Below are 23,903 nucleotides of genomic sequence, written 5' to 3'. Positions count from 1 at the left end.
TAGTCTATTTTTTCATTCCCCTGAAGAGGGGAATCTTTTTCTATTGTTTTGAATCTTGATTGATCTAAGTACTATTTATTGGGCTTTGGAGTTATATTAACCAACATCCCCCTCGCCCCCTTCAAAGGGGGAATTCACTCGACTTCGAATCAATCTCTTCGTCAAATAATTAAATCGAATATACAACATAATCGCCGAGGCAGACAGGCCGGACAATAACCCTATCCAAATTCCCATACTTTTTAAATCGGTATAAAGCCCCAAATAATATGAAATCGGAAAACCTATCAACCAGTAGGCGATAAACGTAATCAAGGTGGGGATCCTCACATCTTGTAAACCACGTAGGGCGCCTAGAACCACCACTTGTATTCCGTCGGAAATCTGAAAAAAAGCTGCGACCAGAAGCAGTTGGGCCGCCAGGACAATTACTTCCGAATTATCGGCAAGATTCAGGGCATTATCGAGATCTAGATATAAGGTCGGAAACCAATTCCTCCCCCAAAGAAAAAGAATCGCAAAAACTATCTCTATCAACAATGTCAATAAAAAAATAGACTGGGCAATACGTCGGAGCTCACTAAAATTTTTCAACCCCTTTTGATTGCCGACCCCGATCATGGCAGCCACGCCAAGACCCATACCGAACATAAATGTCATGCTGGCCAAATTCAATGCAATTTGATTCGCTGCCTGGGCATTCTTCCCCAATACGCCACTAAGCCATATGGCTGCCGTAAAAATCGCAACCTCGAAGAACATCTGCAATGCGGACGGAAAGCCCAAACCAATAATCTTGTTCATTACCTTTTTCTCGATTTTCCTGAAATTGAATCCGGTTACGTAATCGTGGAATTTCTTTTTGCTCTTGAGCAAGAACCAGATATAGACGACCATCATAATACGTGCCGCTAAGGTGCCGATAGCGGCCCCTACAATACCCATTTTCGGGAAACCAAAAGTGCCAAAAATCAAAAGATAGTTTAAAACCACATTGATAACATTGGCAATGATGGTGGCATACATAGGGTACCGAGTCTGTGAAAGGCCTTCCGAAAACTGCTTGAAGGCCTGAAACACAACTAAAGGAACCAAAGAAAAGGCGACCAGATCCAAATAGGGCATCGCTAGTTCCACCACTTCGAGGGGCTGCTTCATCATGTACATAAAGGGCTTGGACAGCAGAATAATCCCAAAAAGTGATATACCAAGAATCGTACACAGTACTAAGCCATGTTTTAAAGCGCTCTTAGCATCGGATTTGTTACTGGCCCCATCAGCTTCGGCCACCAAAGGGGTAATCGCGGTAGAAAAACCGATACCCAAAGACATGGCGATAAAAACAAAACTATTGCCCAAAGAAACCGCGGCCAATTCAGCGGTACCCAATTGACCGACCATAATGTTATCGGCCAACTGCACAAACGTATGCCCCAACATGCCCAAGATAACCGGAACCGAGAGTTTAATATTATAGCGAAATTCTTTGGTGTAATTGTTTAGCAAGAAAAAATAGTTTCAGGTTTCTTTTGTTTCAGCTTTTCATAACTCTGAACTTATAACTCATAACTTTTTAACGAATACTGTTTACTGCTCACTGCAACTTAGCTTCTTCCCAAAATACATCCATTTCGGCCAGAGTCATTTCTTTCAAGCTCTTACCGGACTCTTTTGCTTTAGATTCGAGATATTGAAACCGCTTGATGAATTTTTTATTGGTCCGTTCCAAGGCATTCTCAGGATTGACATTCAAAAACCGGGCATAATTGATCATCGAAAATAGTACATCACCGAACTCTTCTTCCATTTTTTCAGGATTTCCAGATTTGACCTCTTCCTGAAGTTCTTCCAGTTCTTCTTGAACCTTTTCAAAAACTTGCTCTGGTTTTTCCCAATCAAAACCGACTCCCGCCACTTTATCTTGAATGCGATTGGCCTTTACCAACGCCGGTAAACTTGTCGGCACGCCTTCAAGTACACTTTTCTTACCTTCCTTCAATTTGATATTCTCCCAATTTTGCTTGACTTCTTCTTCGTTCGCCACGATGACATCTCCATAGATATGTGGGTGACGATTAATCAGTTTTTCACAGATATCGTTGCATACGTCCGCAATATCAAAATCATTCGTTTCAGAACCTATTTTGGCATAAAAAACAATATGTAACAGAACATCGCCCAATTCTTTTTTTACTTCCTCAAGATCTTTGTCGAGAATGGCATCCCCTAGTTCATAAGTTTCCTCAATGGTCAAATGACGAAGGGTCTGCATGGTCTGTTTTTTATCCCATGGGCACTGTTCGCGCAATTCGTCCATAATGGTCAATAAGCGACCGAATGCCTTTAGTTGTTTTTCCCTTGAGTTCATAAAAAGAATTTGGGCAAAAATACAAATACAAACTGTTTCAAGATATGCGAGTATTACACTATTTTGATTACCTTAATTGTCTTGAAATCAACCAAAACCCTAATATGAAGAAGAACCTTTTAATAATAGTACTAACCGGAATTCTTTTTAGTGCATTTGTTCAGGGACAGGAATTGGGGCTGTTCTCAGGCAGTATCGATATCGGCGATCCGAAACTTGCGGGCAACGCCGAATTCGACCAGGCCGAAAATACCTATACTATTTCCGGAAGTGGCGTCAATATGTGGTTCGATAGCGATGAACTTCATTATGTGTGGAAAAAAATGTCGGGAGATTTATCCATTGCATCGAATATCGAATGGATGACCGAGCGAGTAGACCCGCACCGCAAGGCTTGTTTGATTATTCGCCAGAGTTTGGAACCCGATGCGGCTTATGCCGATGTCGCCGTTCACGGAGACGGACTCACCTCAATCCAGTATCGGGAAACGGACGGGGCGGTGACCCGAGAAGTACAAGCGAACAGTACCTCACCGAAAAGGGTTCGAATCGAAAAAGAAGGAGAGTATGTTTCGATGTCCATTGCCCAAGATGATGGCAAGTTAAAATCTTCAGGGGGGTCTTTTAAACTTCCTTTTAAAGAACCTTTTTACGTAGGTCTAGGTGTTTGTTCCCATAATGCCGAGGCACTCGAAACTGCCAAATTCAGTGATGTCGCCATCGAAAAAATTCCAAAAAGACCCGACTCGCTGAAGCAATTGGAAAGTACCTTAGAAATCATATCGGTATCTTCCTTCGATAGAAAAGTGGTCCATCACACCCAAAGTCATATCGAAGCACCCAATTGGTCACCCGACGGCAAGACCTTGATCTTTAATAGTAAGGGGCTGCTCTATAGGATTCCCGTGCAGGGCGGGAATCCGGAATTGATTCCGACCGATTTTGCCGAACGGATAAACAACGACCACGGTATTTCTCCAGACGGCACAAAGTTGGTCATCAGTGACCAGACCGAGACGGGCAAATCGCTTATCTACTCCATGCCGATCGAAGGCGGGGTTCCAAAGAAAATAACGCCGGTTGGTCCATCGTATTGGCATGGGTGGTCGCCTGACGGAAATACCTTGGCCTATTGTGCCGAACGCAATGGCAACTATGATATTTATGCCATTCCACTGCAAGGAGGCGAGGAAATTCGATTGACCACAGCCGAAGGTTTGGACGACGGTCCTGATTATTCTCCCGATGGGCAATACATATACTTTAATTCAGAACGGACCGGCACTATGCAAATCTGGAGGATGAAAACCGATGGCAGCGATCAAGAACAGTTAACGACCGATGAATATAACGATTGGTTCGCCCACCCTTCGCCCGATGGAAAATGGATTGTTTATGTCACCTTCGGTACCGACGTGCCGGCAGGGAGCCATCCACCGAATAAAGATGTCATTCTACGGTTGATGAATTTGGAAACCAAAGAAGTTCAAGTGATGGCCAAGCTTTTTGGTGGGCAGGGTACCATCAATGTTCCCTCTTGGTCCCCGGATAGCAGTAAAGTGGCATTCGTTAGTTATCAACTGAAATAAAACAAGTACACATAAAAATCAGCACAATGGTCATTAGAAAAATTGGTGTATCGTTATTACTATTGCTTGTCATCTGCACTTCGAATGCCCAAGAATTATCTGATAAGGCTAACTCTTTTTTAAATTCCCTTTCGGAAGAACAAAAGGAGCAAGCGCATTATACCTTCGAAGACGAGGAGCGCTTTAATATGAATTTTGTCCCCAAAATGCGAAATGGGCCAACTTTTCATGACTTTAATACAACACAAAAAGAATTGGCACTGAACTTGTTACGGGCTTCGTTAAGTGCCCAAGGATACGAAAAGACCACAGAAATCATGGAACTTGAAAACGTGCTGTTCGAGTTGGAAAACAATAATCAAAAGATGGAGGATGGCCGGCCCTACCGCGACCCCCTAAATTATCACTTTTGCATTTTTGGAGATCCCGCACCTGATTCATTTTGGGGTTGGCGTTTCGAGGGGCATCATATCTCCTTCAATTTTACGGCTGCCAACGGAACGATAGTTTCTTCGACCCCAACCTTTTTTGGTTCTAATCCGGGAATCGTAAAAAGCACTGCGCAAAAAGGAAAAGAAGTATTGAAAAAGGAAACAGATTTAGGGTTTGCTCTTATCAATTCAATGTCCGAAGAACAATTGCGAACGGCCCTGTTTTCAGATGCAGCTCCTTCCGAAATCATCACTGGAAACCATAGAAAAGTAAAAGCCATTGAACCTCTTGGAATAGCGTATGACCAATTGAGTGACGAACAGAAAGCAATGTTCATGCAATTGGTAAACGTTTATATAGATAATTACGAATCGAAATATGCTTCGAACCTAAAGAAAAAGTTGAGCGATAACGGTCTTGACAAACTTTATTTTGCATGGGCAGGTAGCTTAGCTCCCGTGGCTGGACACTATTACAGGATACAGAGTACTTTTTTGCTCATCGAATACGATAATATTCAGAACAACGCAAATCATGTCCATACCGCCATCAGGGATCTTGATAACGATTACGCTGAAGATACGCTCAGTGCCCATTATAAAGCACACCATAAAAATTAAATAACATGCTAAAACGTAGAGATTTTTTATTGCAATCATCAGCTTTGACCGCAGGAACACTCTTTTTTCCTTCCTGTATGTTCGCCTCGGATACCGGAACTAAATATGGCGTACAGCTATATTCCTTCCGGGATGAAATGGCAAAAGACGCCATCGGGACTTTAAAACAGATCGCCGCCATAGGAATCAAGGAAATCGAAAGCGCCCGCTCAAGCAAAGGGCATTTTTACGGACTTTCCCCAACCGAAATGAAAACGGTCTGCATTGATTTGGGAATGGACCTCAAAAGCGGTCATGTACATCTTGACGACCAATTTCAAAAAACAATGGAAGATGCCGTGGCCGCCGAACAGGAATATGTAATCTGTTCGACCATGCCGTCCAACGGACAAACGGTCGACAATTATAAAAAAGTGGCCAAGGAGTTCAATAAGGCTGGTGAAAAATGCCAAAAACTTGGTTTAAAATTCGGATATCACAATCATGAATACGAGTTCGAATCTGAAAGTGGGCAAGTGCTTTATGATGTGTTAATGGATAACACGGACCCAAATCTGGTCCATATGGAACTGGATCTCGGTTGGGTCATCGTGGCCGGAAAAGATCCTTTGGATTATTTTAAAAAATATCCGGGGCGTTTTCCACTATGGCATTTAAAGGATATGAACATGGAAGAAAAAGAAAGCACCGAATTCGGAAAAGGCGGATTGGATATCAAAACTATGATGCAAAATCAGGAAGCATCGGGCGTAAAACACATCTTTATCGAACAAGAAGAATACGCCAGCACCCCTTTAGAAAGTATGAAACATAATATGGAATTCCTTAACAAGCTATAAATATGTTACGTTCGGGCCAGCTTATCACATTTTTGGTTTGTCTTATGCTAACTGCATGTACCCAGCCAAGACAGTATGATCTACTTATTAAGAACGGACAAATTATTGATGGTTCTGGAGGAGCGTCTTTCATAGGTGACATCGCCATCAATGCCGATACCATTGCGGCATTAGGTCAACTTGAAAATGCCATCGGCATAACAGAAATCGACGCCACTAACCTTACAGTTGCCCCAGGCTTCATTAACATGCTAAGCTGGGCAAATGAATCGTTAATCGAAGATGGTCGTTCCCAAGGCGATATCCGACAGGGAGTCACGCTCGAAGTCATGGGAGAAGGTCATTCCATGGGTCCGCTCAACGCTGAAATGCGTGAAGAAATGAAAGCAGGCCAGGGCAGCATCACCTATGATATCGATTGGTCAAGTCTCGGCGAGTATCTTAATTTTTTGGAGAAAAAAGGAGTTTCTACCAACATAGCCTCATTCGTAGGTAATGGCACACTGCGAGAATTTGTGATGGGGTATGAAAACAGATTGCCATCGGACGAAGAAATGGAAACCATGAAAAGGCTCACTCGAGAAGCCATGAAAGAGGGAGCGGTAGGACTGTCAACTTCTTTGATTTACGTGCCTAGCGGACATGCCAAAACCAATGAAATCATAGAACTGGCAAAAGTAGTTGCGGAATATGACGGCATGTATATTTCACATATCCGCGACGAGGAAGGCGGACTTCTGGATGCCGTCAACGAACTTATTACTATTTCTGAAAAAGCAAAACTTACCGCCGAAATTTATCATTTCAAGGCTTCCGGAAATGCAAATTGGCAATTGTTGGACAGTGCCATACAGCTGGTCGAAAGTGCGAGAAAAAAAGGATTTCCCGTTACTACTGATATGTATATGTACAATGCGAGTTCCACGGGATTAAATGTAGTACTCCCCGCATGGGCAAAAGAAGGCGGGCACTCGGCGACTATGAAACTTATCGAGAATCCCGAAAAGAGGAAAAAGATGATGGCCGAAATCGATTTTCATGTGCCGCCGGATAAAATCCTGTTGGTTGGTTTTCGCAACAAAGAACTCCGGAATCTTATTGGCAAAACCTTGGCCGATGTCGCCCAAGAACGAAATAAAACCGCTAATGAAACTTTGGTCGACCTCATTTATGAAGATGACAGTAGAATTCAAGTCGTATATTTTTCCATGTCCGAAGAGAATATCAAAAAGAAATTGAAACTCCCCTACATGAGTATTTGCTCCGATGCCGGTTCCTATACGAACGAAGGCGTGTTTTTAGAGCAGAGTACGCATCCCCGTGCCTACGGTTCATTCGCAAGACTTTTGGGCCATTATGTTCGAGAAGAAAAAGTAATCACCCTTGAAGATGCCATTTACAGGTTGACAAGTCTGCCAGCTTCCAACCTCAAATTGAAGAAAAGAGGTGCCTTGCAACAAGGGTATTTTGCCGATGTGGTCATTTTCGATGCAGAAAAAATCAAAGACAATGCGACCTTCGAAAAACCCCATCAATATGCAACTGGCATGCTGCATGTTTTAGTAAATGGAACATTGGTTCTAAAAGACGGAGAACACACGGGCGCTTTTTCTGGAAGATTTGTAAAAGGCCCAGGATGGAAGAATGACTGATGTTTAAAAAAAAGAAATATGAAACCAACACCATTATTGATTGCGGCACTATTGCTTAGTGTATCCTGCAAAAGTCAAAAAGCAGGGATAATCTCCGATAAAGCCGAACTGACCTTAGTCGCCGAAGGTTATGATTTTACTGAGGGGCCCGCTGTGGATAAAAACGGCGATGTCTATTTTACCGATCAACCCAATGACCGTATCGTTAAATGGAATGCTTCCGACAATTCCGTATCCGATTGGATGAGTCCTTCAGGCCGCTCAAACGGACTTTATTTCGACCATGACGGAAACTTATTATCCTGTGCGGACGAAAAAAATGAATTATGGCGCATTGACATGGAAAAAAATGCCACAGTCCTAGTAGACAATTTTGAAGGAAAAAAACTGGGCGGCCCCAATGATCTTTGGGTAGACCCTGACGGCGGAATTTATTTTACCGACCCGTTGTACGATCGCCCTTGGTGGGAGCCGACCGAAAACAGATTGGAAGAACGTAGGGTCTACTATGTGACCCCTGATATTGGCGAGGTAAAAATCGTAGCCGAAAACTTCGTGATGCCCAATGGTATTATTGGCACAGCTGACGGAAAGACGCTTTATATCGCGGATATAGGAGATAAAAAAACGTATGTATACCCTGTTAACGAAGACCGAACGCTAGGAGAAAGAAAATTGTTCTGTGAGCTCGGATCGGATGGGATGACTTTGGACAATCAAGGCAATGTGTACTTAACAGGAGACGGGGTCACTGTATTTAATTCAAAAGGAGAGCAAATCCATCATATCTCCGTACCGGAAAAATGGACAGCCAATGTGACTTTTGGCGGACCTCAACAGAATATCCTATTTATCACGGCCATGGATTCTGTCTATACCTTGGAGATGGCCGTCAATGGAATACGTTAATCTTTTCGCCCGATCACTGTTATATATTCGATATTGTGTAATTTAATGGAGAAATTATTGCGATATGGAAAATTATACGCTGAATATAAATGGTAAAGACCAACAAGTTAAGGTCACCAAGGGCACTTCCCTGCTTTGGGCACTTCGCGAACATCTGGGGTTGACCGGTACGAAATACGGTTGTGGTATTGCCCAATGCGGGTCTTGCACTATTCATGTTGATGGTAAGCCGATGCGCGCCTGTGTTCTACCGATCGACACCTTATCCGTGGGACAAAAAATCACCACTATCGAGGGCCTATCGGAACATGGAGACCATCCCGTTCAGAAAGCCTGGATAGCCGCACAAGCACCCCAATGTGGTTATTGTCAATCGGGTCAGGTGATGCAGGCCGTCGCTTTGTTGGAGCAAAACCCAAAGCCCACGCGGCAAGAGATAAAGCGTTATATGAACGGGATTCTTTGTCGATGTGGCACCTATATGCGTATTGTGAAGGCCATTGAGTTGGCATCGAATACCAAAGCTTCAAATACGTAAAATCCCTAAAATAATAATATCATGAGCACGACCATGAAAAAAATAGATCGAAGGGAATTTTTAAAAACATCAGGAAGCGTGGCACTCTTCATTGGTGCTTCCGGATTGCTGCCGTTGGCCATTTCCTGTGATAAAAAGGAAGCCCTAAAGGCACAACTAGAAACGCATCCGCTAAACCCTTGGGTACGTATTTCCGAAGATGGCTTGATCACCATTTATAATCCCGCGGCCGAAATGGGCCAGGGATCCATGACTTCATTGCCCGTAGTTTTTGCCGAAGAAATGGATGCCGATTGGTCAAAGGTCAGCGTCGAATTTTCTCCTCAGGAACCTGAGATTTATGGTTCCGAAGGATGGCAACCGGGCAGTAAAGATCATGCTATCCGCGGGCAGTCGTGTTACCAAAAGCAATTATCCCGTGATGCGAAAAGCCGGTGCCCAAGCGCGCCATGTGCTTTTACATACGGCCGCAAAACATTGGGATGCCCCCATCGAAGCACTACATACCGAAAACGGTTTCGTCCTTTACGACAAGACGGACCAAAAAATAAGTTATGGAGAATTGGTTCCGTTTTTAGAGGTGCCAGAAACCCTACCCGATTTTCAGGAAGACCAATTAAAAGATCCGAAAAACTTTCGATTGATCGGGAAAGATATACCCCGTTATGAAATCCCTGAAAAAGTGAACGGTGCGGCGAAATTCGCAATCGATTTACAATTGCCCGACATGCTTTACGGGGTACTTGAACGAGGAAATCTGCATGGAGCCAAACCTGTGTTACAAAACGAATCTGAAATTTTGGCCATGGAGGGCATTCTAAAAATCGTTCCCTTTGAGTATGCCATTGGAATTGTGGCCACGACTTTGGAACAGGCTCTGGCAGCCAAAAAGCAGTTGAAAATCGATTGGAGCGAGGCAACTTCTACGGGTTACAATTCTCAAGATATCTTTGACGAATATGAGAAAGTTGCATCTCAAACTAAAAAGGGCGAGGTAATGCCCGAAATAGGAAATGTGCAACAAGCTTTCCGCAATCCGGCAAAAACATATAGCGCCGATTTTAAAAATGATTATGTATACCATGCACAAATGGAGCCATTGAATTCCATCGTCAAAGTTGCCGAAGATGGTAAAAGTGCCGAAGTCTGGGTCGGCACCCAACAAGGTGGGGATACCAAATTGGGTGTTCCCGACCTGCTGGGTATTCCCGCGAAAGATGTAAACGTTCATTTGCAGTATTTGGGCGGAGGTTTCGGGAGGCGAAGCATGACCGATTTCGTTGTGGAATGTGCTGCATTGGCCAAAGAGATGGCCCCAAAACCCGTAAAGTTGATGTGGACTCGCGAAGATGATATGACCTATGGAGCCTACCGCCCTTTGTCTCTTCAACGCTTGACCGCAAGTACCGATTCAAAGGGAAATATAACCGGACTCTCACATATCGTGGTGGCCGAAAACGGTAATCTGGCCACAAGCGGTGTCCGAAATGACTATTATGATATTCCCAATCAGCTTGTTGATTGGCGGGAAACAACGCATGGCATTCGTCTAAAACATTGGCGTGCCGTGGGTCACGGTCCTAATAAATTTGCCATAGAATGCCTGCTCGATGACGTTGCCCATGACCAAAAAATAGACCCGGTTACCCTTAGGCGCAAACTTATGTCCAAATCGCCAAGAGCCTTGGCGACTTTGGAGAAGGCCGCCGAAATTAGTGAATGGGATAGCACAAGTATTGATGGAAAGGCAAAAGGTGTTGCATTTTTAGAGCGAAGCGGAACCTTAAGCACGGGAGTATGTGAAATTTCCGTTGATCGCAATACCGGAAAAATAAACGTCCACCGTTTCTGGAGCGCTATTGATGCCGGTGTCATAGTACAACCCGACAATGTAAAAGCACAAATGGAAGGTGGCATCATCATGGGCATGAGCAGTGTACTTAAAGAACAACTCACCATGGTCGATGGAAAAGTACAGCAATCCAACTTTGATACGTATCAATTGTTACGGATGGAAGACATTCCCGATAGCATCGAAACCGCGATGATCGAATCCAACGAGCCGCCTCAAGGGGTTGGCGAATCAGGTACGCCTTTGGTCGCTTGTGCCATTGCGAACGCTTTTTTAAGCTTGACCGGAAAACGATTGCGACATCTACCTTTTACCCCGGAACGTGTGTTGGAAGCCTTGAATAGTTAGTCGATATAAATTCTTGAAACGCTTAATTTCCAATGAAAGCCGCAGTCAGAAGAAACTACGGTCCGCCCGATGTTCTAAAAATCGAGACCGTTGAAAAGCCGCTACCAAAAGCGGATGAAGTACTCATAAAAGTGCACACTACTACGGTCAACAGAACCGATTGCGCAATCGTAACCGGTAAACCCTATATCATGCGCCTTTTTATAGGACTTTTCAAGCCCAAAAACGGCATACCGGGAACCGATTTTGCGGGAGAAATAGCATCCATCGGGCAGAACGTAACCGCGTTCAAAATCGGGGACAAGGTTTTTGGTTTTGGCGACGAGGGCATACAATCACAGGCCCAATACATGACTATCCCAGAAAAGAAGGCCGTAGCGACTTTCCCCAACAAATTCACTTTTGATGAGGCGGTCGCCAGTCTTGAAGGTGCACATTATGCTTATAATTTCATTAACAAGGTAAAACTAATACCGGGACAAAAAGTATTGGTCAACGGCGCCACAGGTGCCATTGGTTCGGCAATGGTACAGATTCTTAAATATTACGGAGCATACGTTACCGCCGTATGCAATACAAAGAATGTGGCACTAATAGATTCTTTGGGGGTTGACCGAACTATTGACTATAAAAAGGAGGATTTTACCAAAGACCATGAAAAATACGATTATGTCTTTGATGCGGTTGGAAAAAGTACTTTTGGCAAGTGCAAACGCTTGTTGCATAAAAAAGGAGTGTACATTTCTTCAGAACTTGGGCCTGGAGTTCAGAATCCTTTTTTAGCGCTGGTTACCCCGTTGTTTGGAGGCAAGAGCGTGAAATTCCCATTCCCGTCGAACATTTTGCAGAGTATAAATTTCATAAAAGGGCTTATAGAGGAAGGAAAATTCAAACCGATAATCGACAGCACCTATCCCCTGGAAAAAATTTCGGAAGCCTATACTTATGTAATAAAAGGAGAAAAAACAGGAAATGTAATCCTCAGCATGTCCTAATTCATGATTCCAGTACGTCTATAATTAAATCAGAGGATTTTGTAATCTCATAAAAATGAATATCTTGTAGCAATCATAAAAAACGAAAATCATGAGCTGGAAAAACCTTTTTGACCAAAACGAATCACAAGAAACTATTGAGCGTATCAATGCGTTGACCCCTGAAACCCAACCACAATGGGGAAAAATGAGCGTTGACCAAATGTTGGCCCATTGCAACGTGGCCTATGAATTGGTCTATACCGACAAACATCCAAAACCCGGTGGGTTCCAAAAATTCATGATCAAACTCTTTGCGAAAAATATGGTCGTTGGGCCAAAACCTTATAAAAGAAATACCAGAACCGCCCCGATGTTTCTCATTGACGATGAGCGGGATTTTGAAATTGAAAAAAACCGGCTCATCGAACATCTACAAAAAACACAGCAATTGGGTGCCGAACATTTTGATGGAAAAGAATCACATGCCTTTGGCGCTTTATCCACCAAAGAATGGAATACGCTTTTCTCCAAACATTTAGACCACCATTTGCAGCAGTTCGGGGTTTGATGCTCTACCGCACCAAATCGAACATTCGAGTATACTTGATAATAAAGCTATTATTCAAAGGCCCGTTGTCCAATACATTATAGTTCCAAACGACAAAAAGGCCTGTATTAGCCTGCTGCAGCCACCCAAAGCGAATATTGGCCGCCCACAATTTGTCGCTTGTATTGTGTTGGATCAAACCTTGTAGATAGATGTTGGGTTTAAAGGCGTACGACAATCTACTGCTTACGATATTGGCTGTAAAATTACCTACGGGAAGTTGAAAATTATTGTATTGCAAGCTAAGGTCGGAATTGAACTTATCTCCTATCCGCAGACTTCCGGTAATACTTTCTTGATATCGGGTGCCACCAAAAGAACCTCCTATAACGGATCGCAGGTTTACCGATAGAGGTTTACTTCTATTCGTAAAAAATATGATTTGAGATTCTACATGATTGTAGCCGCCTGGTTGAATGATAACATTCTGGCCTCTTGAAATATCAAAAGCATCAACAACCCCTTCACGAGTAAAATTTATCCCGGTATGAAGTTCATTACCACTTTTCCATTCAAAATGGTTGTCAATATGTAAAAAGCTGGTTTCCAAAAAACCGTCGAAATTCCAGTAGCCACGATAGGAGATATGCGGACGATATTCCAAAATTTTTGAATCTGGATTTTTAGGTCTTAAATGGTAGAGCACCAAGCCTTCCGGTTTTCTAAAAGCCGATCGCAATAAAAAACCAACTTCCGGATTAAACCCCTGCCCTACTTCGGTATACCCTGCCCGTAGCTCCCAATTATTCCAATTGTAATCGGTTTGAAATTTGAACGAATGGGCGTTCAGCGTATCGTTCTGGTCGAACGTTTTTGAGAAAAAGCCCGACATACGTGCTTTTCTTCCCAGACCAAGTTTTCCATCGAGCGCAAGGGTACGATTAAAGTTGTCGGACTGTAATCCTTCCTTATTTATAAAAACGGCGCCCAAAGCGGTTCGCCCCTTAAATTCATGGTTGACACGCGCTACGGTAAAATTATTTTCTTCGATACCATTATCCTGTACATCTTCTGTCCACATACTCAAGAGTCCCACATTGGTGCGATTCAATTTTCCCGAAAGACGGGCACCCCCGACTATGGGTACGATATTTCCATTGTCACCGATTCCGATACGACGGCTGAAAAAGAGATCGACCTCGCCCGGACTTCCCACACTGAACAATCCGGCATTCTCCAAAAGAAGGGTCTTTTTTCAGGAAAAAGAGATTGAAGCGATCCAGGTTCACTTGCTGGTCATCGACCTCTACTTGCGCAAAATCGGTATTGTAGGTAAGGTCTAGGGTCAAACTTGGCGTAACGCTAAACTTGACATCGCCGCCCACTTCGCCATCTAATCTATTTTTTGGGTCGGCCACCGTATAATCCTTGTCCATCCGACCGAGCACATAGGGAATAACTTTCAGATTTCCGGGGCTGGGCAAATCAAGACCGGTCAAGGTGCCTGCCAACGAAAGCCTTTTGAGGTCGAGTCCTACGGGCATGGGTGCCCAATAGACTATCTCATTACTTTTCCTGATATTTCTTCGAAAATTGATGCCCCAATCCTTACCAGCCTGAAAACGCAACGTGCGAACGGGAATGGCAAACTCGGCGCTCCAACCAAAATCACCGACTTTCGTTCGCACCTCGAAAGATGCGTCCCAGTTCAGGTTGAACCCCCCAATGGTTCCTCCTTGTTGGCGATTTGCGTTAAAGTTGCCCTGGCCCTCATTATCTACTTGCGCATCGTATTCTACGGCCAACGAATTCGTTCCGAAGATAAAACCGTTCTGGCCGTCTTTATAGGTATCCAAGATAAAAAGGAAAGCATCGGTATTGTCCAAATCGGCATCACGTCGTGCATCAGATACGACCAGCGCATCTGGTCGGGAATCATAACAAACAACGGAAAGGTAGAAAGTTTCCTTAGTATATGCGATGCGTATTTCGGTCTTCTCACTGGCCGGGCGACCAAAATTAGGCTGGGCCTGCACCAAATTGCCAAAGGGTTCGATAGCCTGCCAAACAGCATCGTTCAGCACTTCTCCATCGACTACGGGAGTCGATTCAAGTGCGACCGTATTTGCCGTAGGACGGTCATTACTCGTTGGGGGTGAGACAACTTGGGATACAGAAATAATAGGAAGGAACATTAGGCCGAAGAAAAGCCCTAGTTTTTTAAAGTGCTGCATTAGTCTTGGTCGGTTTGTGAAAAATCATCAGAATAAATGTACTATATTTTTTGAAACCCGTTCAATAAAAAAGCGGCCCATTGAGCCGCTTTTGATTTTATTAATCCTCTTAATGCAAGAGAAATGACTAGTTCAATTCTTGTTGTACCAAATAATAAAAGGCAGGTCTACTCTTCATACGGATTCCCGACATTTTTCCTGCTACCGAGTTAATAGCTTTCATAGCTTTGTCCTTATCGTTAACGCCTAACTTCTTTTCAACAAAATTTCTGCGAACCGTCTCCAATTCAGATACATCTTGTCCTGAAACCAAAGTAGCATCCTTATTGTCCACCATTGATTTAAGACTGTTTACATAACCATCCAATTTATCGTGGTCGATATTAGAAACACCACATTCATTCAATTGCTTAACCGCCGTAGATTTTAACGCGGCTAATTTGTCTGCCAATTCACTCATAATTACTGTCTTTAAATAGGGTTAATAGTTAATTGTTGTAATAGTACTGTAAGTTAAAAAAAACTTTAACAGGAAAGAAAAATCAAACAAATTTTATTTTCCATGACCCCGTGCTGATCTTTTGCAATTGAGATATTTTGTGTTAGGATTCAAACTATCGGCGCAATTAATTATATTACGGCATATAAACGACCAATCATTATGACGCAATATTTATTTGAATTCATAGGAACCTCCATGCTGCTTCTTTTGGGAAATGGCATCGTCGCAAATGCAATACTTAAAGGAACGAAAGGATCTGACTCCGGATGGGTAGGAATATCCCTCGCTTGGGGAATCGCGGTATTTACCGGGGTATTTATTTCAGCCGATGTCAGTGGGGCACACTTGAATCCAGCAGTGACCATAGGCTTGGCGACTGCCGGAAAGTTCTCGTGGCACTTGGTACCCGGCTACATTATTGCACAGACCCTTGGCGCCATGTTAGGAACTACCCTGGTGTGGTTGACCTACAAAAAACAGTATGATGCCACCGAAGATCAGAGCGTCTTATTGGCGACTTTTGCGACGGGGCCCGCGATACGAAGTCCGTTGTGGAATTTTATCACCGAGGTCATCGGCACGTTCGCATTGGTTTTCGGAGTCATGTATATCGCCGGCGGAACCATGGGCAATGAACCTGTAAAACTTGGATCTTTAGATGCCTTGCCCGTTGCGCTTTTGGTTATTGGTATTGGACTCAGCTTGGGCGGCCCGACGGGTTATGCCATCAATCCGGCACGTGATCTGGGGCCACGGATCATGCACGCTTTATTGCCCTTAAAAGGAAAAGGCGGTAGCGATTGGGGCTATGCCCTGATCCCGATTCTTGGTCCGCTTACCGGTGGGGTCTTGGCGGCCTTGGTTTTTCTTGCTATCGGAATTTAAAAAACAACCTCTAAACGTACTTTGAAAATGAAAAAATTAATCGCAATGTTACTTTGTTCGGGAATGGTGCAATGGGTCACCTCGCAAGAAATAATCAAACTTCAGCACGAAACTTCTCCCGATGTTACTTGGGAAGGTGGGGAGAAAGATTACTTCTCCGATATTTGGCAGAACCATGTAGTTACGAATGTCTCGGAACCGACAATGGAAGTTTTTAGACCAGAAAATCCGAACGGGACTGCGGTAATCGTAGCACCCGGTGGTGGACTTTATGCCCTGAGCATCAAAAGTGAAGGTACCGATGTGGCCAAATGGTTAAATGAAAAAGGAATCACTGCCTTCGTTTTAAAATATCGTTTGGTGCCCACCGGCGAAGATGGGGTCAAGGAAATTTCCGAGGAGGGAGAGACCAATCCCGCGCGTATCGGCGAACGTGTGGCACCGGTGCTGTCTTTATCGATAGCGGACGGCCTTACCGCAATTTCACATGTTCGAAAAAATGCCAAGGAATTTGGGCTCGACCCAAATAAAATAGGTTTTATGGGATTTTCCGCGGGTGGTGCGGTAACTATGGGCGTTACTTTCAATTATTCCGAAGAAAATAGACCTGATTTTATAGTACCTGTTTACCCTTGGATGGCTGTCGTAGGACCTTATCAAGTGCCGGAAAATGCACCCCCGATGTTGGTTATCTGTGCTTCGGACGATCCTTTGCAATTGGCGGCGCCTAGTGCAGACCTATACTCGGCCTGGTTGAAAGATAGTAAAAAAGTGGGGTTGCACATGTATTCAAAAGGTGGGCATGGTTTCGGCATGAAGGCACAAGGACTTCCTTCCGACGACTGGATCCAACGTTTTCACGATTGGGCCGTGGCCGAGGGATCGCCAAACCCGTGATGAAACAATGAATTCTGTTGTAATGCCCGAGGAAATGGATATTGTACCCCATGTAGCAAATCCAAAATTATTGAACGTTTGTCAAATTAAAAGTATCTTTCGGCCTCAAAATTAAGGTATGAGATACATTGTTGTTCTGTTTCTATTTTCGGTATTGGCGGGCTATGGGCAAGACCCGCTTCGTTTTGCTTCTGAAATCGAAGACATTCAAAAAAAATACGACTCCCTCTGGGATTCCTCCAAAGAAACCATCGTATTTACGGGAAGTTCGAGTATACGTATTTGGAGTGATCTCGAAAAACGATTTCCCGAACATCACATTGTAAATTCTGGTTTCGGAGGCTCTCAGGCCAGTGACCTCTTGGCCCATTCCGAAGCGCTAATTCTTCGCTATAAACCGAAAAAAGTTTTTATCTATGAGGGGGACAATGATATCGCTTCAGAGAAAAAACCAAAAGAAATCATGGCCACCACCCAAGAAATCATTGCCAGAATTCGTGGTACTAATCCCACAACAAAAATTGTGCTCATTGCCGCCAAACCCAGTATCGCCCGTTGGAATCTCAAACGCAATTACAAAAAACTGAACCGGAAGTTCCGTCGCATGAGTCAAAAAGATGTTTTGATCGACTATGCCGATGTGTGGCGGCCCATGTTGGAAAAAAGAAAAGTAAAGCAGGATATTTTTCTAGAAGACGGCCTGCACATGAATAGCAAAGGGTACGACCTATGGTACGAGGTCATTAAAAATTATGTGGATTGATGTTGGGTGTTTGATGACGGAAGACAGATGACGGATGACGGATGACGGATGACGGATGATGGAAGACGGAGGTCAGAAGAACGATTTATGCTTACTTTAAAGTTTTTACTAAAAAATAAATTTATGAAATCAACGCTCACCAAAACAGTTTTGGCCATAACCATAATCGCAACCCTCATCGCCTGCGGCGAAGAAAAAAAGAAACGGGCACTGAACTTTCCTAAAACCGATTTGGCTGCGGAAAATTTGATTCCGAAACCGTTGAAAATGATTCCTACCCACGAGGGGTTTGCATTGGATCAATTTACCGCTATCTACACCTCGGAAAATGCTTCCGATTTTGAGGAAGTAGGCAAATTCCTGGCCAAAAAAATAAAGGAGCAAACCGCTTTGGATGTTCAGGTCAATGTACCCGAAATCCCCGGAAGGGAAGGTATCATCTACATCAACCAATCCGACAGTCTTGAACTGAACGCTTCCGAAGCCTATCAGCTTTATGTCGCGGCAGATTCGATTATCTTGAATTCGAATACGGCCGAAGGTGCATTTCGCGGCGTGCAGACCCTACGCCAACTCATCCCCGAAACGAGCAACGATACGTTGGCGGAATATCCCGTGTGGACCGTACCCACGGGAAAGGTAATGGATAACCCGACTTTTGAATATCGTGGTAGTATGCTCGATGTCGCCAGACATTTCTTTAGTGTCGAAGATGTCAAGAAATATATCGACCTACTCGCCTATTACAAATACAATGTATTGCATCTGCATTTATCGGATGACCAAGGGTGGCGTATCGAGATCAAGTCTTGGCCCAAATTGACCGAGGTCGGTGGCAGTACCGAAGTCGGTGGCGAAGCGGGTGGCTTTTTTACCCAAGAAGATTATACTGAAATCGTGGACTATGCGGCCAAGCACTTTATGACCGTGGTACCCGAAATCGACATGCCGGGGCATACGAACGCCGCCTCGGTCTCCTACCCTATTTTAAACGGAAACGGAAAAACCCCAAAATTATACGAAGGCACCCATGTCGGTTTTAGCACCTTCGATACCCGAAAAGATACGGTATATACCTTTATTGATGATGTGGTACGGGAAATCTCGGCCATCACCCCTGGCCCTTATTTTCATATCGGGGGCGACGAAAGCCACGTGACCAAAAAGAACGATTATATCTATTTTGTGGAGCGGGTCGAAAAAATTGTTCAAAAACATGGCAAGCGTATGATTGGATGGGACGAAATCGCTCAAGCCGATTTGGATTCCACATCGATCGCCCAATTTTGGTCCAGTAAGGAAAATGCCGACAAGGCTGCCAAAAAAGGAATGAAGGTCATCATGTCGCCTGCCAAGAAGACCTATCTCGATATGCAATACGATACGCTCTCGAAACACGGCCTGCATTGGGCGGCCTATATACCCGTAGATTCGGCCTATGTTTGGAACCCTGAAGAATATGAAGGAGTACCTTTAAAAAATATACTGGGCATCGAGGCACCCTTGTGGTCGGAGACCATCAGCGATATCGGGGAGCTGGAATATTTGGCCTTCCCGAGGGCCATCGGCCATGCCGAATTGGGTTGGACGACCCAAGAAAATCGTGATTGGGAAAACTTTAAAGTACGCTTAGCAAATCAGGCCCCGTTCTTGGATCGTATGGATGTGAAATATTATCCCTCTCCGTTAATCGATTGGAAGAAGAGTAAGTATACGTATGAGGAGATTAAGAAGGATTAGAGCGAATCTAAAGGGCTTGATATACTAGATAAGCTTCTGGGTGTGACCTTGGTATAAATCTGAGTGGTCTTAATTGAGTTATGACCTAAGAGTTCTTGTATGAATCGCATATCGGCACCGGCCTCTAGCAGATGTGTTGCATACGAATGTCGTAGGCCATGAATACCCACTCTTTTATTAATACCTGCCTTTCTCATGGCTTTTTTAAAAATATTCTGTGTACTTGCTTTCGAATATTGACCACCATACTGGCCTTCCAAAAGAAAATCCGTTGGTCTATAATCAATATAATACCTTCTTAACAATGGTAGTATGGAGACAGGTAATGGTACCATTCTGTCTTTTTTTCCTTTTGCTCCCCGTATATGTACAACCATTCGTTCACTGTCTATATCTTCAACTTTTATATTTACCACTTCAGATACTCTTAGGCCCATACCGTAGCACAATTGTAGGGCCACAGAATGCTTGATATTCGTAGTTGCCTGAATAATCTTCTTAACCTCATTTTTACTAAGTGTTTTTGGCAATACCTGTGGTTTTTTGGGTCTTGGTATGTCAAAAAACATTTTTGGACGGTGTAAGACCTGTTCGAAATAAAATTTTATAGCATTTATCTTGCCGTTCATTTTTCTTTCTCGCATATTCTCTTTATTCAGGCAAAAAAGAAAATAATCTTTAAGTCTTTTGGGGGTCAGCTCATCAACAGGAAAAGCCTTTAATAGCTTCAAAAGGTGCAAAAATTCACCAAGGTATATTCTTACTGTATTGGCGCTATATTGTTTTAGTTGAAGTTGTTCATTCATCAAAACAAAAGCAGCTCTATTGACAGGGTCGATTTTTAATAGCGAACAATCAACTGGGCTCTCCTGCTCAATTGACAAGGCTTTTCTAATACTGGGCAAATCGGGCAAATACCATGAAACTTTTGTCTTGCTCCACTTTGCAGAGGGAAATCTATTGCGTAGCGCGGTTACCAGATTTTGGTCATATTCAAACTTAATCAATATGACGTTTTTAGTTCTATGCTTATCGATTTGATACGAGTAATTAGAATTATTCACTTAGGTATTTTGTATATCAATTTGATAAAGATATATTTATTATATACAAATTACCAAATAGTTTCAGATTTAATTTTTTTAGCGTTAGTAAGGCTTTTGCGACTTTTTCAGTACTTTTATAGCTACAGCCTAAAACTAAACATATTTAGGTGTTAGCAAATATTTGAATTGAACAACTGGAAAGAATATATTGAACAAAAATTTCAACCGAAATCGGAGTTTCAAATTGAGGATGGGACTATTGATAAGGGGAATGGAATTTATAGACTTACTCATAATTTGACCGGGACAATATTCGATTTCATCTATCCGGACGAGGATTGGACAAAAATCGGAGATGTTCAATTTTACAATCCAAAAACAAAAGGTAGTTCTGGAGAGTTTTGGGAATCAAAATTTTCTGAAATCGAAAAGAAAAAGTTAGATGATTTTCTTAAGCCAGCAATTAAAACTGGGTGGTCGAGTCAAGATTTTTATATAGCTGATAAACACTATAAGTCCTACGTTTATTGGAATCAAAAATTTACTGGAGATAGATTTAGTTATAATACTGGGTTTGGTTGTTTTTTAGTTTTGTTACTTCCTTATTTCTGGATTAGCACCATGTTGAAAAAAAGAAAAATAATCAGCGGAATGGTGGAAGTTATAATCGAACCGACGGAAAAAACATTTGCTAATAACTAAGGCTTCGTGTGGTCGGTACGACCCAACATGAAGCCAGTGTTGACTGAACCGGGTCGGTATTCTCTTCCTATGGGGATTGGTGTGGATCGGGCATGGGATCCTGTAGCTATGTGCCCTTGATAAAATTAGATCTACTGCCCAAATTCAAGGCGTATTGTTTTTTTCTTCTTTAAAGGCCCTTTGTTCGCTCGTAGCGGGCCACCGTTTTATCAAGAACCCCCGATTTGGGCAATGGTCATCTATTACAGCCATTGAGCTGTTCTGTTTTGGGGCCTTGTATGTCGGTTTTCCAGTTTCTCGGTCCAATGTTTCGGTGGCCCCCTACTGTCAAAGGTCATCAGTGTGACCAACCTTCCTTTTTTGCATGTGGGACATCTTCTGTGCAGGATCGGCCCCGGGTCTCTTTTTACCGTGGCAGCACCTACCTGGTCCCGTACAATGGGCAATACAGTCTTCTTTTTGCTACTGCTCAGTATCCCATAGTGGCGTATGCGTACTAGGCCCTTGGGGAGTATATGCAGACAAAAGCGCCTGATGAACTCCTCATCCGTCAATCGGAGCAACGCTTTTTTGCCACCATGGCGGTAGTCCTTTGCGGAAAAGGTCACGGTGCCCTCCCCCGATTTTACGATGCGGTGATTGCTTATGGCGATCTTGTGGGTATACCTGCCCAGATATTCCACCACCTGCGAAGTATTGTAAAACGGGGCCTTGCAATACACCACCCAGTCCTTGGCGAAGAGCTTGTCGTAAAAAGCCGCAGGATGATCGAACTGTTTTCTGAGATTTTCTGTGAACCTGGCCCTGAAGACTTTGCCCATCGCCTTTACCGGGAACAGGTACTTGCCTTTGTTCCTGATATGCTTCCATCTTCCCGATGGTGTAATGCCGCCACCCGGGACAATGCAGTGCAGGTGCGGGTGCAATGACAGGTTCTGCCCCCAGGTGTGCAGTATCGCGATCATGCCCGTAGCGGCCCCGAGAAACTTTCTGTTGGCCCCAAAATCCCGGATGACCGACCATGCCGTTTTGAAAAACAGGCCGTATATTTCTTTCGGGGCATAGAGGCATATGCGGTTCAATTCATGGGGCAGGGTGAACACCACATGGAAGTAGGGAACATGCAACAGTTCCGCTTCCCTTGCCCTGATCCATTCTTCCCGTTTGTGCCCCTGGCATTTGGGGCAGTGGCGGTTACGGCAGCTGTTGTAGCTCAGGTGCAGGCTGTTGCATATGGGATTGTCACACCTATCGATATGGCCTCCCAAGGCCGAAGTACGGCATTTGCGCAACGCATGCAATGTCCTTGCCTGCCAGCTATTGGCACAAAGCCCCGATAGGTCCCCCACGTTGCGTTCCAACACCTGCGCCACTTCATGGCGCACCTGCATCCTTAACGGGTATAAAGCCTCTCCAAAGGGGAAAAGGCCATTTGTTTGTCGATCCGCCCTACATGCAGGTACACCAGGGTGGTCTGGATGGCCACATGGCCCAACAGGTCTTTCAGGGTCATGATGTCCATGCCCATCTCCAATAAGTGAGTGGCATAGCTGTGCCTGAGAGTATGGGTGGTGACCACTTTTTGGATACCGCTCTGTTGCCTGGCCTGTTTCACCACCCATCGTACCCCATTGGCGGATAGGCCTACAGCATTGCCCTCTGCATTGTTGCCATTAAAAAGCCATTGTACCGGCCTTTCCGATGCCAGGTGTTTGCGTATGCCACGCACCAATAGGTCGCACAGGGGAACATAGCGGTCCTTGCGACCTTTCCCTGGCGGATATGCAGCTGTTCCCTGTCCATACCGATATCTTTGATACACAGGTTCCGCAGTTCCAGACTGCGAAGACCACAGCCGTAGAGCAAGGCCAGCATCAATCGGTGTTTGTGCAGCTTCGGGGTCTTTAGAAGTAATTTGATCTCGTTCCTGCTCAGGACCACTGGAAGTTTCTTCGGCCTTTCTATGGAAGGAAGGGCGACCCGATGTTCGGGAAGTCCGTACACCCGATAAAGGTATCGAAGGCCATAGACCGTGTGCTTGAAAAAACTGTCCGAAGGGGTCTTGTGCAGCGATTTTAGGTGGTGCAGGTAATCCAACACTTGCTCCGAGTCCAGTTCCAACGGACTGCAGTTGAAATGCAGGGCAACATGGGCAAGGCAGCGCGCATAATTGGTCAAGGTACTTTGGCTCTTGCCCGAGAGTTCCACTGAACGCTTCAACTTTTGGTAGGTCACATCAAATCCGGGAACACTTTCACTGGCCCTTTCGATAAGGGTACTACTTTTTTTTCATAATTTTAAATATTAGAATTTATTGGAACTAATAAAGGTAGCCAATGGTCTCGTACCAAAAGCTACCTTTAGGTTTAGTTCAACAATGCCTAAACGTAATGCGGACTTCAGGGCAAAAACAAAAGGTCTGTGTATATTTATTAAGTCGCTAAATCTTATGGATTTAGCTTT

22 protein-coding genes and 1 pseudogene are annotated in these 23,903 nt (G+C 44.0%); 14 read left to right on the top strand and 9 right to left on the bottom strand.

The window, feature by feature from the left end; genetic code table 11:
* Window positions 1-96: 96 nt before the first annotated feature.
* Both N8A86_RS16120 and mazG read right to left on the bottom strand, forming a co-directional pair.
* Window positions 97-1,506 (bottom strand): MATE family efflux transporter, encoded by a 1,410-nt coding sequence (locus N8A86_RS16120; protein ID WP_273566318.1) that lies wholly within the window; start codon window positions 1,504-1,506, stop codon window positions 97-99.
* An 88-nt stretch (window positions 1,507-1,594) separates the two neighbouring features.
* Entirely contained in the window at window positions 1,595-2,368 is a 774-nt protein-coding gene (gene mazG / locus N8A86_RS16115; RefSeq protein ID WP_273566317.1) for a nucleoside triphosphate pyrophosphohydrolase, read from the bottom strand.
* A gap of 104 nt (window positions 2,369-2,472) precedes the next feature.
* On the opposite strand from mazG, the gene N8A86_RS16110 reads away from it, so the two are divergent.
* The 6 genes from N8A86_RS16110 (at window position 2,473) to N8A86_RS16085 (ending at window position 8,947) form a co-directional block, all read left to right on the top strand.
* Complete coding sequence (locus N8A86_RS16110; protein ID WP_273566316.1) at window positions 2,473-3,957, top strand: DUF5050 domain-containing protein; 1,485 nt, start codon at window positions 2,473-2,475, stop codon at window positions 3,955-3,957.
* Between the two features lie 26 nt (window positions 3,958-3,983).
* On the top strand, window positions 3,984-5,009 hold the full coding sequence (locus N8A86_RS16105) for a DUF3500 domain-containing protein (RefSeq protein ID WP_273566315.1): 1,026 nt from the start codon (window positions 3,984-3,986) through the stop codon (window positions 5,007-5,009).
* A gap of 5 nt (window positions 5,010-5,014) precedes the next feature.
* Entirely contained in the window at window positions 5,015-5,848 is an 834-nt protein-coding gene (locus N8A86_RS16100) for a sugar phosphate isomerase/epimerase family protein (protein ID WP_273566314.1), read from the top strand.
* 2 nt (window positions 5,849-5,850) lie between these two features.
* Window positions 5,851-7,500 carry an N-acyl-D-amino-acid deacylase family protein gene (locus N8A86_RS16095; protein ID WP_273566313.1) on the top strand — a complete coding sequence of 550 codons (1,650 nt, stop codon included), beginning with the start codon at window positions 5,851-5,853 and terminating at the stop codon, window positions 7,498-7,500.
* A gap of 18 nt (window positions 7,501-7,518) precedes the next feature.
* Window positions 7,519-8,409: an SMP-30/gluconolactonase/LRE family protein gene (locus tag N8A86_RS16090; protein ID WP_273566312.1), complete on the top strand. Its 891-nt coding sequence runs from the start codon at window positions 7,519-7,521 to the stop codon at window positions 8,407-8,409.
* A 64-nt stretch (window positions 8,410-8,473) separates the two neighbouring features.
* Window positions 8,474-8,947, top strand: a complete 474-nt coding sequence (locus tag N8A86_RS16085) for a (2Fe-2S)-binding protein (protein ID WP_273566311.1) — start codon at window positions 8,474-8,476, stop codon at window positions 8,945-8,947.
* Window positions 8,948-8,952: 5 nt separating this feature from the next.
* Here N8A86_RS16085 and N8A86_RS16080 read toward each other — a convergent pair whose 3' ends face one another.
* Window positions 8,953-9,162 (bottom strand): hypothetical protein, encoded by a 210-nt coding sequence (locus N8A86_RS16080; protein ID WP_273569118.1) that lies wholly within the window; start codon window positions 9,160-9,162, stop codon window positions 8,953-8,955.
* Window positions 9,163-9,287: 125 nt separating this feature from the next.
* On the opposite strand from N8A86_RS16080, the gene N8A86_RS16075 reads away from it, so the two are divergent.
* From N8A86_RS16075 to N8A86_RS16065, 3 genes are all read left to right on the top strand, one after another.
* Window positions 9,288-11,147, top strand: coding sequence for a xanthine dehydrogenase family protein molybdopterin-binding subunit (locus N8A86_RS16075; protein WP_273566310.1), 1,860 nt, complete (start codon window positions 9,288-9,290; stop codon window positions 11,145-11,147).
* Between the two features lie 32 nt (window positions 11,148-11,179).
* On the top strand, window positions 11,180-12,142 hold the full coding sequence (locus N8A86_RS16070; protein ID WP_273566309.1) for an NAD(P)-dependent alcohol dehydrogenase: 963 nt from the start codon (window positions 11,180-11,182) through the stop codon (window positions 12,140-12,142).
* A gap of 91 nt (window positions 12,143-12,233) precedes the next feature.
* On the top strand, window positions 12,234-12,692 hold the full coding sequence (locus N8A86_RS16065; protein ID WP_273566308.1) for a DUF1569 domain-containing protein: 459 nt from the start codon (window positions 12,234-12,236) through the stop codon (window positions 12,690-12,692).
* A 4-nt stretch (window positions 12,693-12,696) separates the two neighbouring features.
* Here N8A86_RS16065 and N8A86_RS16060 read toward each other — a convergent pair whose 3' ends face one another.
* The 3 genes from N8A86_RS16060 to N8A86_RS16050 all read right to left on the bottom strand — a co-directional run bounded on the left by N8A86_RS16060 (window position 12,697) and on the right by N8A86_RS16050 (window position 15,365).
* On the bottom strand, window positions 12,697-13,911 hold the full coding sequence (locus N8A86_RS16060) for a hypothetical protein (protein ID WP_273566307.1): 1,215 nt from the start codon (window positions 13,909-13,911) through the stop codon (window positions 12,697-12,699).
* Entirely contained in the window at window positions 13,832-14,905 is a 1,074-nt protein-coding gene (locus tag N8A86_RS16055; RefSeq protein WP_273566306.1) for a carbohydrate binding family 9 domain-containing protein, read from the bottom strand. The genes N8A86_RS16060 and N8A86_RS16055 overlap by 80 nt, the downstream gene beginning before the upstream one ends.
* 127 nt (window positions 14,906-15,032) lie before the next feature.
* A complete protein-coding gene (locus N8A86_RS16050; RefSeq protein ID WP_273566305.1) occupies window positions 15,033-15,365 on the bottom strand; it encodes a DUF2853 family protein in 333 nt (110 codons plus the stop codon).
* A gap of 201 nt (window positions 15,366-15,566) precedes the next feature.
* On the opposite strand from N8A86_RS16050, the gene N8A86_RS16045 reads away from it, so the two are divergent.
* The 4 genes from N8A86_RS16045 to N8A86_RS16030 all read left to right on the top strand — a co-directional run bounded on the left by N8A86_RS16045 (window position 15,567) and on the right by N8A86_RS16030 (window position 19,692).
* Window positions 15,567-16,292, top strand: a complete 726-nt coding sequence (locus tag N8A86_RS16045) for an MIP/aquaporin family protein (protein ID WP_273566304.1) — start codon at window positions 15,567-15,569, stop codon at window positions 16,290-16,292.
* A 27-nt stretch (window positions 16,293-16,319) separates the two neighbouring features.
* On the top strand, window positions 16,320-17,189 hold the full coding sequence (locus tag N8A86_RS16040) for an alpha/beta hydrolase (protein WP_273566303.1): 870 nt from the start codon (window positions 16,320-16,322) through the stop codon (window positions 17,187-17,189).
* A gap of 118 nt (window positions 17,190-17,307) precedes the next feature.
* Window positions 17,308-17,952 carry a GDSL-type esterase/lipase family protein gene (locus N8A86_RS16035; protein WP_273566302.1) on the top strand — a complete coding sequence of 215 codons (645 nt, stop codon included), beginning with the start codon at window positions 17,308-17,310 and terminating at the stop codon, window positions 17,950-17,952.
* Between the two features lie 123 nt (window positions 17,953-18,075).
* Entirely contained in the window at window positions 18,076-19,692 is a 1,617-nt protein-coding gene (locus N8A86_RS16030; protein WP_273566301.1) for a beta-N-acetylhexosaminidase, read from the top strand.
* Here the strand turns inward: N8A86_RS16030 and N8A86_RS16025 are convergent.
* Window positions 19,689-20,699: a tyrosine-type recombinase/integrase gene (locus N8A86_RS16025; protein ID WP_273566300.1), complete on the bottom strand. Its 1,011-nt coding sequence runs from the start codon at window positions 20,697-20,699 to the stop codon at window positions 19,689-19,691. The genes N8A86_RS16030 and N8A86_RS16025 overlap by 4 nt on opposite strands.
* Before the next feature lie 225 nt (window positions 20,700-20,924).
* Here N8A86_RS16025 and N8A86_RS16020 point away from each other — a divergent pair, with 225 nt between their 5' ends.
* Complete coding sequence (locus N8A86_RS16020; protein ID WP_273566299.1) at window positions 20,925-21,440, top strand: hypothetical protein; 516 nt, start codon at window positions 20,925-20,927, stop codon at window positions 21,438-21,440.
* A 242-nt stretch (window positions 21,441-21,682) separates the two neighbouring features.
* Here N8A86_RS16020 and N8A86_RS16015 read toward each other — a convergent pair whose 3' ends face one another.
* Together N8A86_RS16015 and N8A86_RS22140 are read right to left on the bottom strand one after the other, a co-directional pair.
* Window positions 21,683-22,831 carry an IS91 family transposase gene (locus N8A86_RS16015; protein ID WP_273566298.1) on the bottom strand — a complete coding sequence of 383 codons (1,149 nt, stop codon included), beginning with the start codon at window positions 22,829-22,831 and terminating at the stop codon, window positions 21,683-21,685.
* A 2-nt stretch (window positions 22,832-22,833) separates the two neighbouring features.
* Window positions 22,834-23,648: pseudogene (locus tag N8A86_RS22140) on the bottom strand (tyrosine-type recombinase/integrase).
* Window positions 23,649-23,903: the final 255 nt, after the last annotated feature.

The sequence above is a fragment of the Maribacter halichondriae genome, from assembly GCF_027474825.1.
Lineage (GTDB): Bacteria > Bacteroidota > Bacteroidia > Flavobacteriales > Flavobacteriaceae > Meishania > Meishania halichondriae.
The sequence above is the reverse complement of the archived record's forward strand: the minus strand, read 5'-3'. Positions and strand labels throughout refer to the sequence as shown.

Bases quoted from the DNA above. Each gene is read 5' to 3' on its own strand.
- mazG (WP_273566317.1), bottom strand. From the start codon at position 2,368: ATGAACTCAAGGGAAAAACAACTAAAGGCATTCGGTCGCTTATTGACC.
- N8A86_RS16110 (WP_273566316.1), top strand. From the start codon at position 2,473: ATGAAGAAGAACCTTTTAATAATAGTACTAACCGGAATTCTTTTTAGT.
- N8A86_RS16105 (WP_273566315.1), top strand. From the start codon at position 3,984: ATGGTCATTAGAAAAATTGGTGTATCGTTATTACTATTGCTTGTCATC.
- N8A86_RS16100 (WP_273566314.1), top strand. From the start codon at position 5,015: ATGCTAAAACGTAGAGATTTTTTATTGCAATCATCAGCTTTGACCGCA.
- N8A86_RS16095 (WP_273566313.1), top strand. From the start codon at position 5,851: ATGTTACGTTCGGGCCAGCTTATCACATTTTTGGTTTGTCTTATGCTA.
- N8A86_RS16090 (WP_273566312.1), top strand. From the start codon at position 7,519: ATGAAACCAACACCATTATTGATTGCGGCACTATTGCTTAGTGTATCC.
- N8A86_RS16085 (WP_273566311.1), top strand. From the start codon at position 8,474: ATGGAAAATTATACGCTGAATATAAATGGTAAAGACCAACAAGTTAAG.
- N8A86_RS16080 (WP_273569118.1), bottom strand. From the start codon at position 9,162: ATGGTGATCAAGCCATCTTCGGAAATACGTACCCAAGGGTTTAGCGGA.
- N8A86_RS16075 (WP_273566310.1), top strand. From the start codon at position 9,288: ATGGTTCCGAAGGATGGCAACCGGGCAGTAAAGATCATGCTATCCGCG.
- N8A86_RS16070 (WP_273566309.1), top strand. From the start codon at position 11,180: ATGAAAGCCGCAGTCAGAAGAAACTACGGTCCGCCCGATGTTCTAAAA.
- N8A86_RS16065 (WP_273566308.1), top strand. From the start codon at position 12,234: ATGAGCTGGAAAAACCTTTTTGACCAAAACGAATCACAAGAAACTATT.
- N8A86_RS16055 (WP_273566306.1), bottom strand. From the start codon at position 14,905: ATGCAGCACTTTAAAAAACTAGGGCTTTTCTTCGGCCTAATGTTCCTT.
- N8A86_RS16050 (WP_273566305.1), bottom strand. From the start codon at position 15,365: ATGAGTGAATTGGCAGACAAATTAGCCGCGTTAAAATCTACGGCGGTT.
- N8A86_RS16045 (WP_273566304.1), top strand. From the start codon at position 15,567: ATGACGCAATATTTATTTGAATTCATAGGAACCTCCATGCTGCTTCTT.
- N8A86_RS16040 (WP_273566303.1), top strand. From the start codon at position 16,320: ATGAAAAAATTAATCGCAATGTTACTTTGTTCGGGAATGGTGCAATGG.
- N8A86_RS16035 (WP_273566302.1), top strand. From the start codon at position 17,308: ATGAGATACATTGTTGTTCTGTTTCTATTTTCGGTATTGGCGGGCTAT.
- N8A86_RS16030 (WP_273566301.1), top strand. From the start codon at position 18,076: ATGAAATCAACGCTCACCAAAACAGTTTTGGCCATAACCATAATCGCA.
- N8A86_RS16015 (WP_273566298.1), bottom strand. From the start codon at position 22,831: ATGCAGGTGCGCCATGAAGTGGCGCAGGTGTTGGAACGCAACGTGGGG.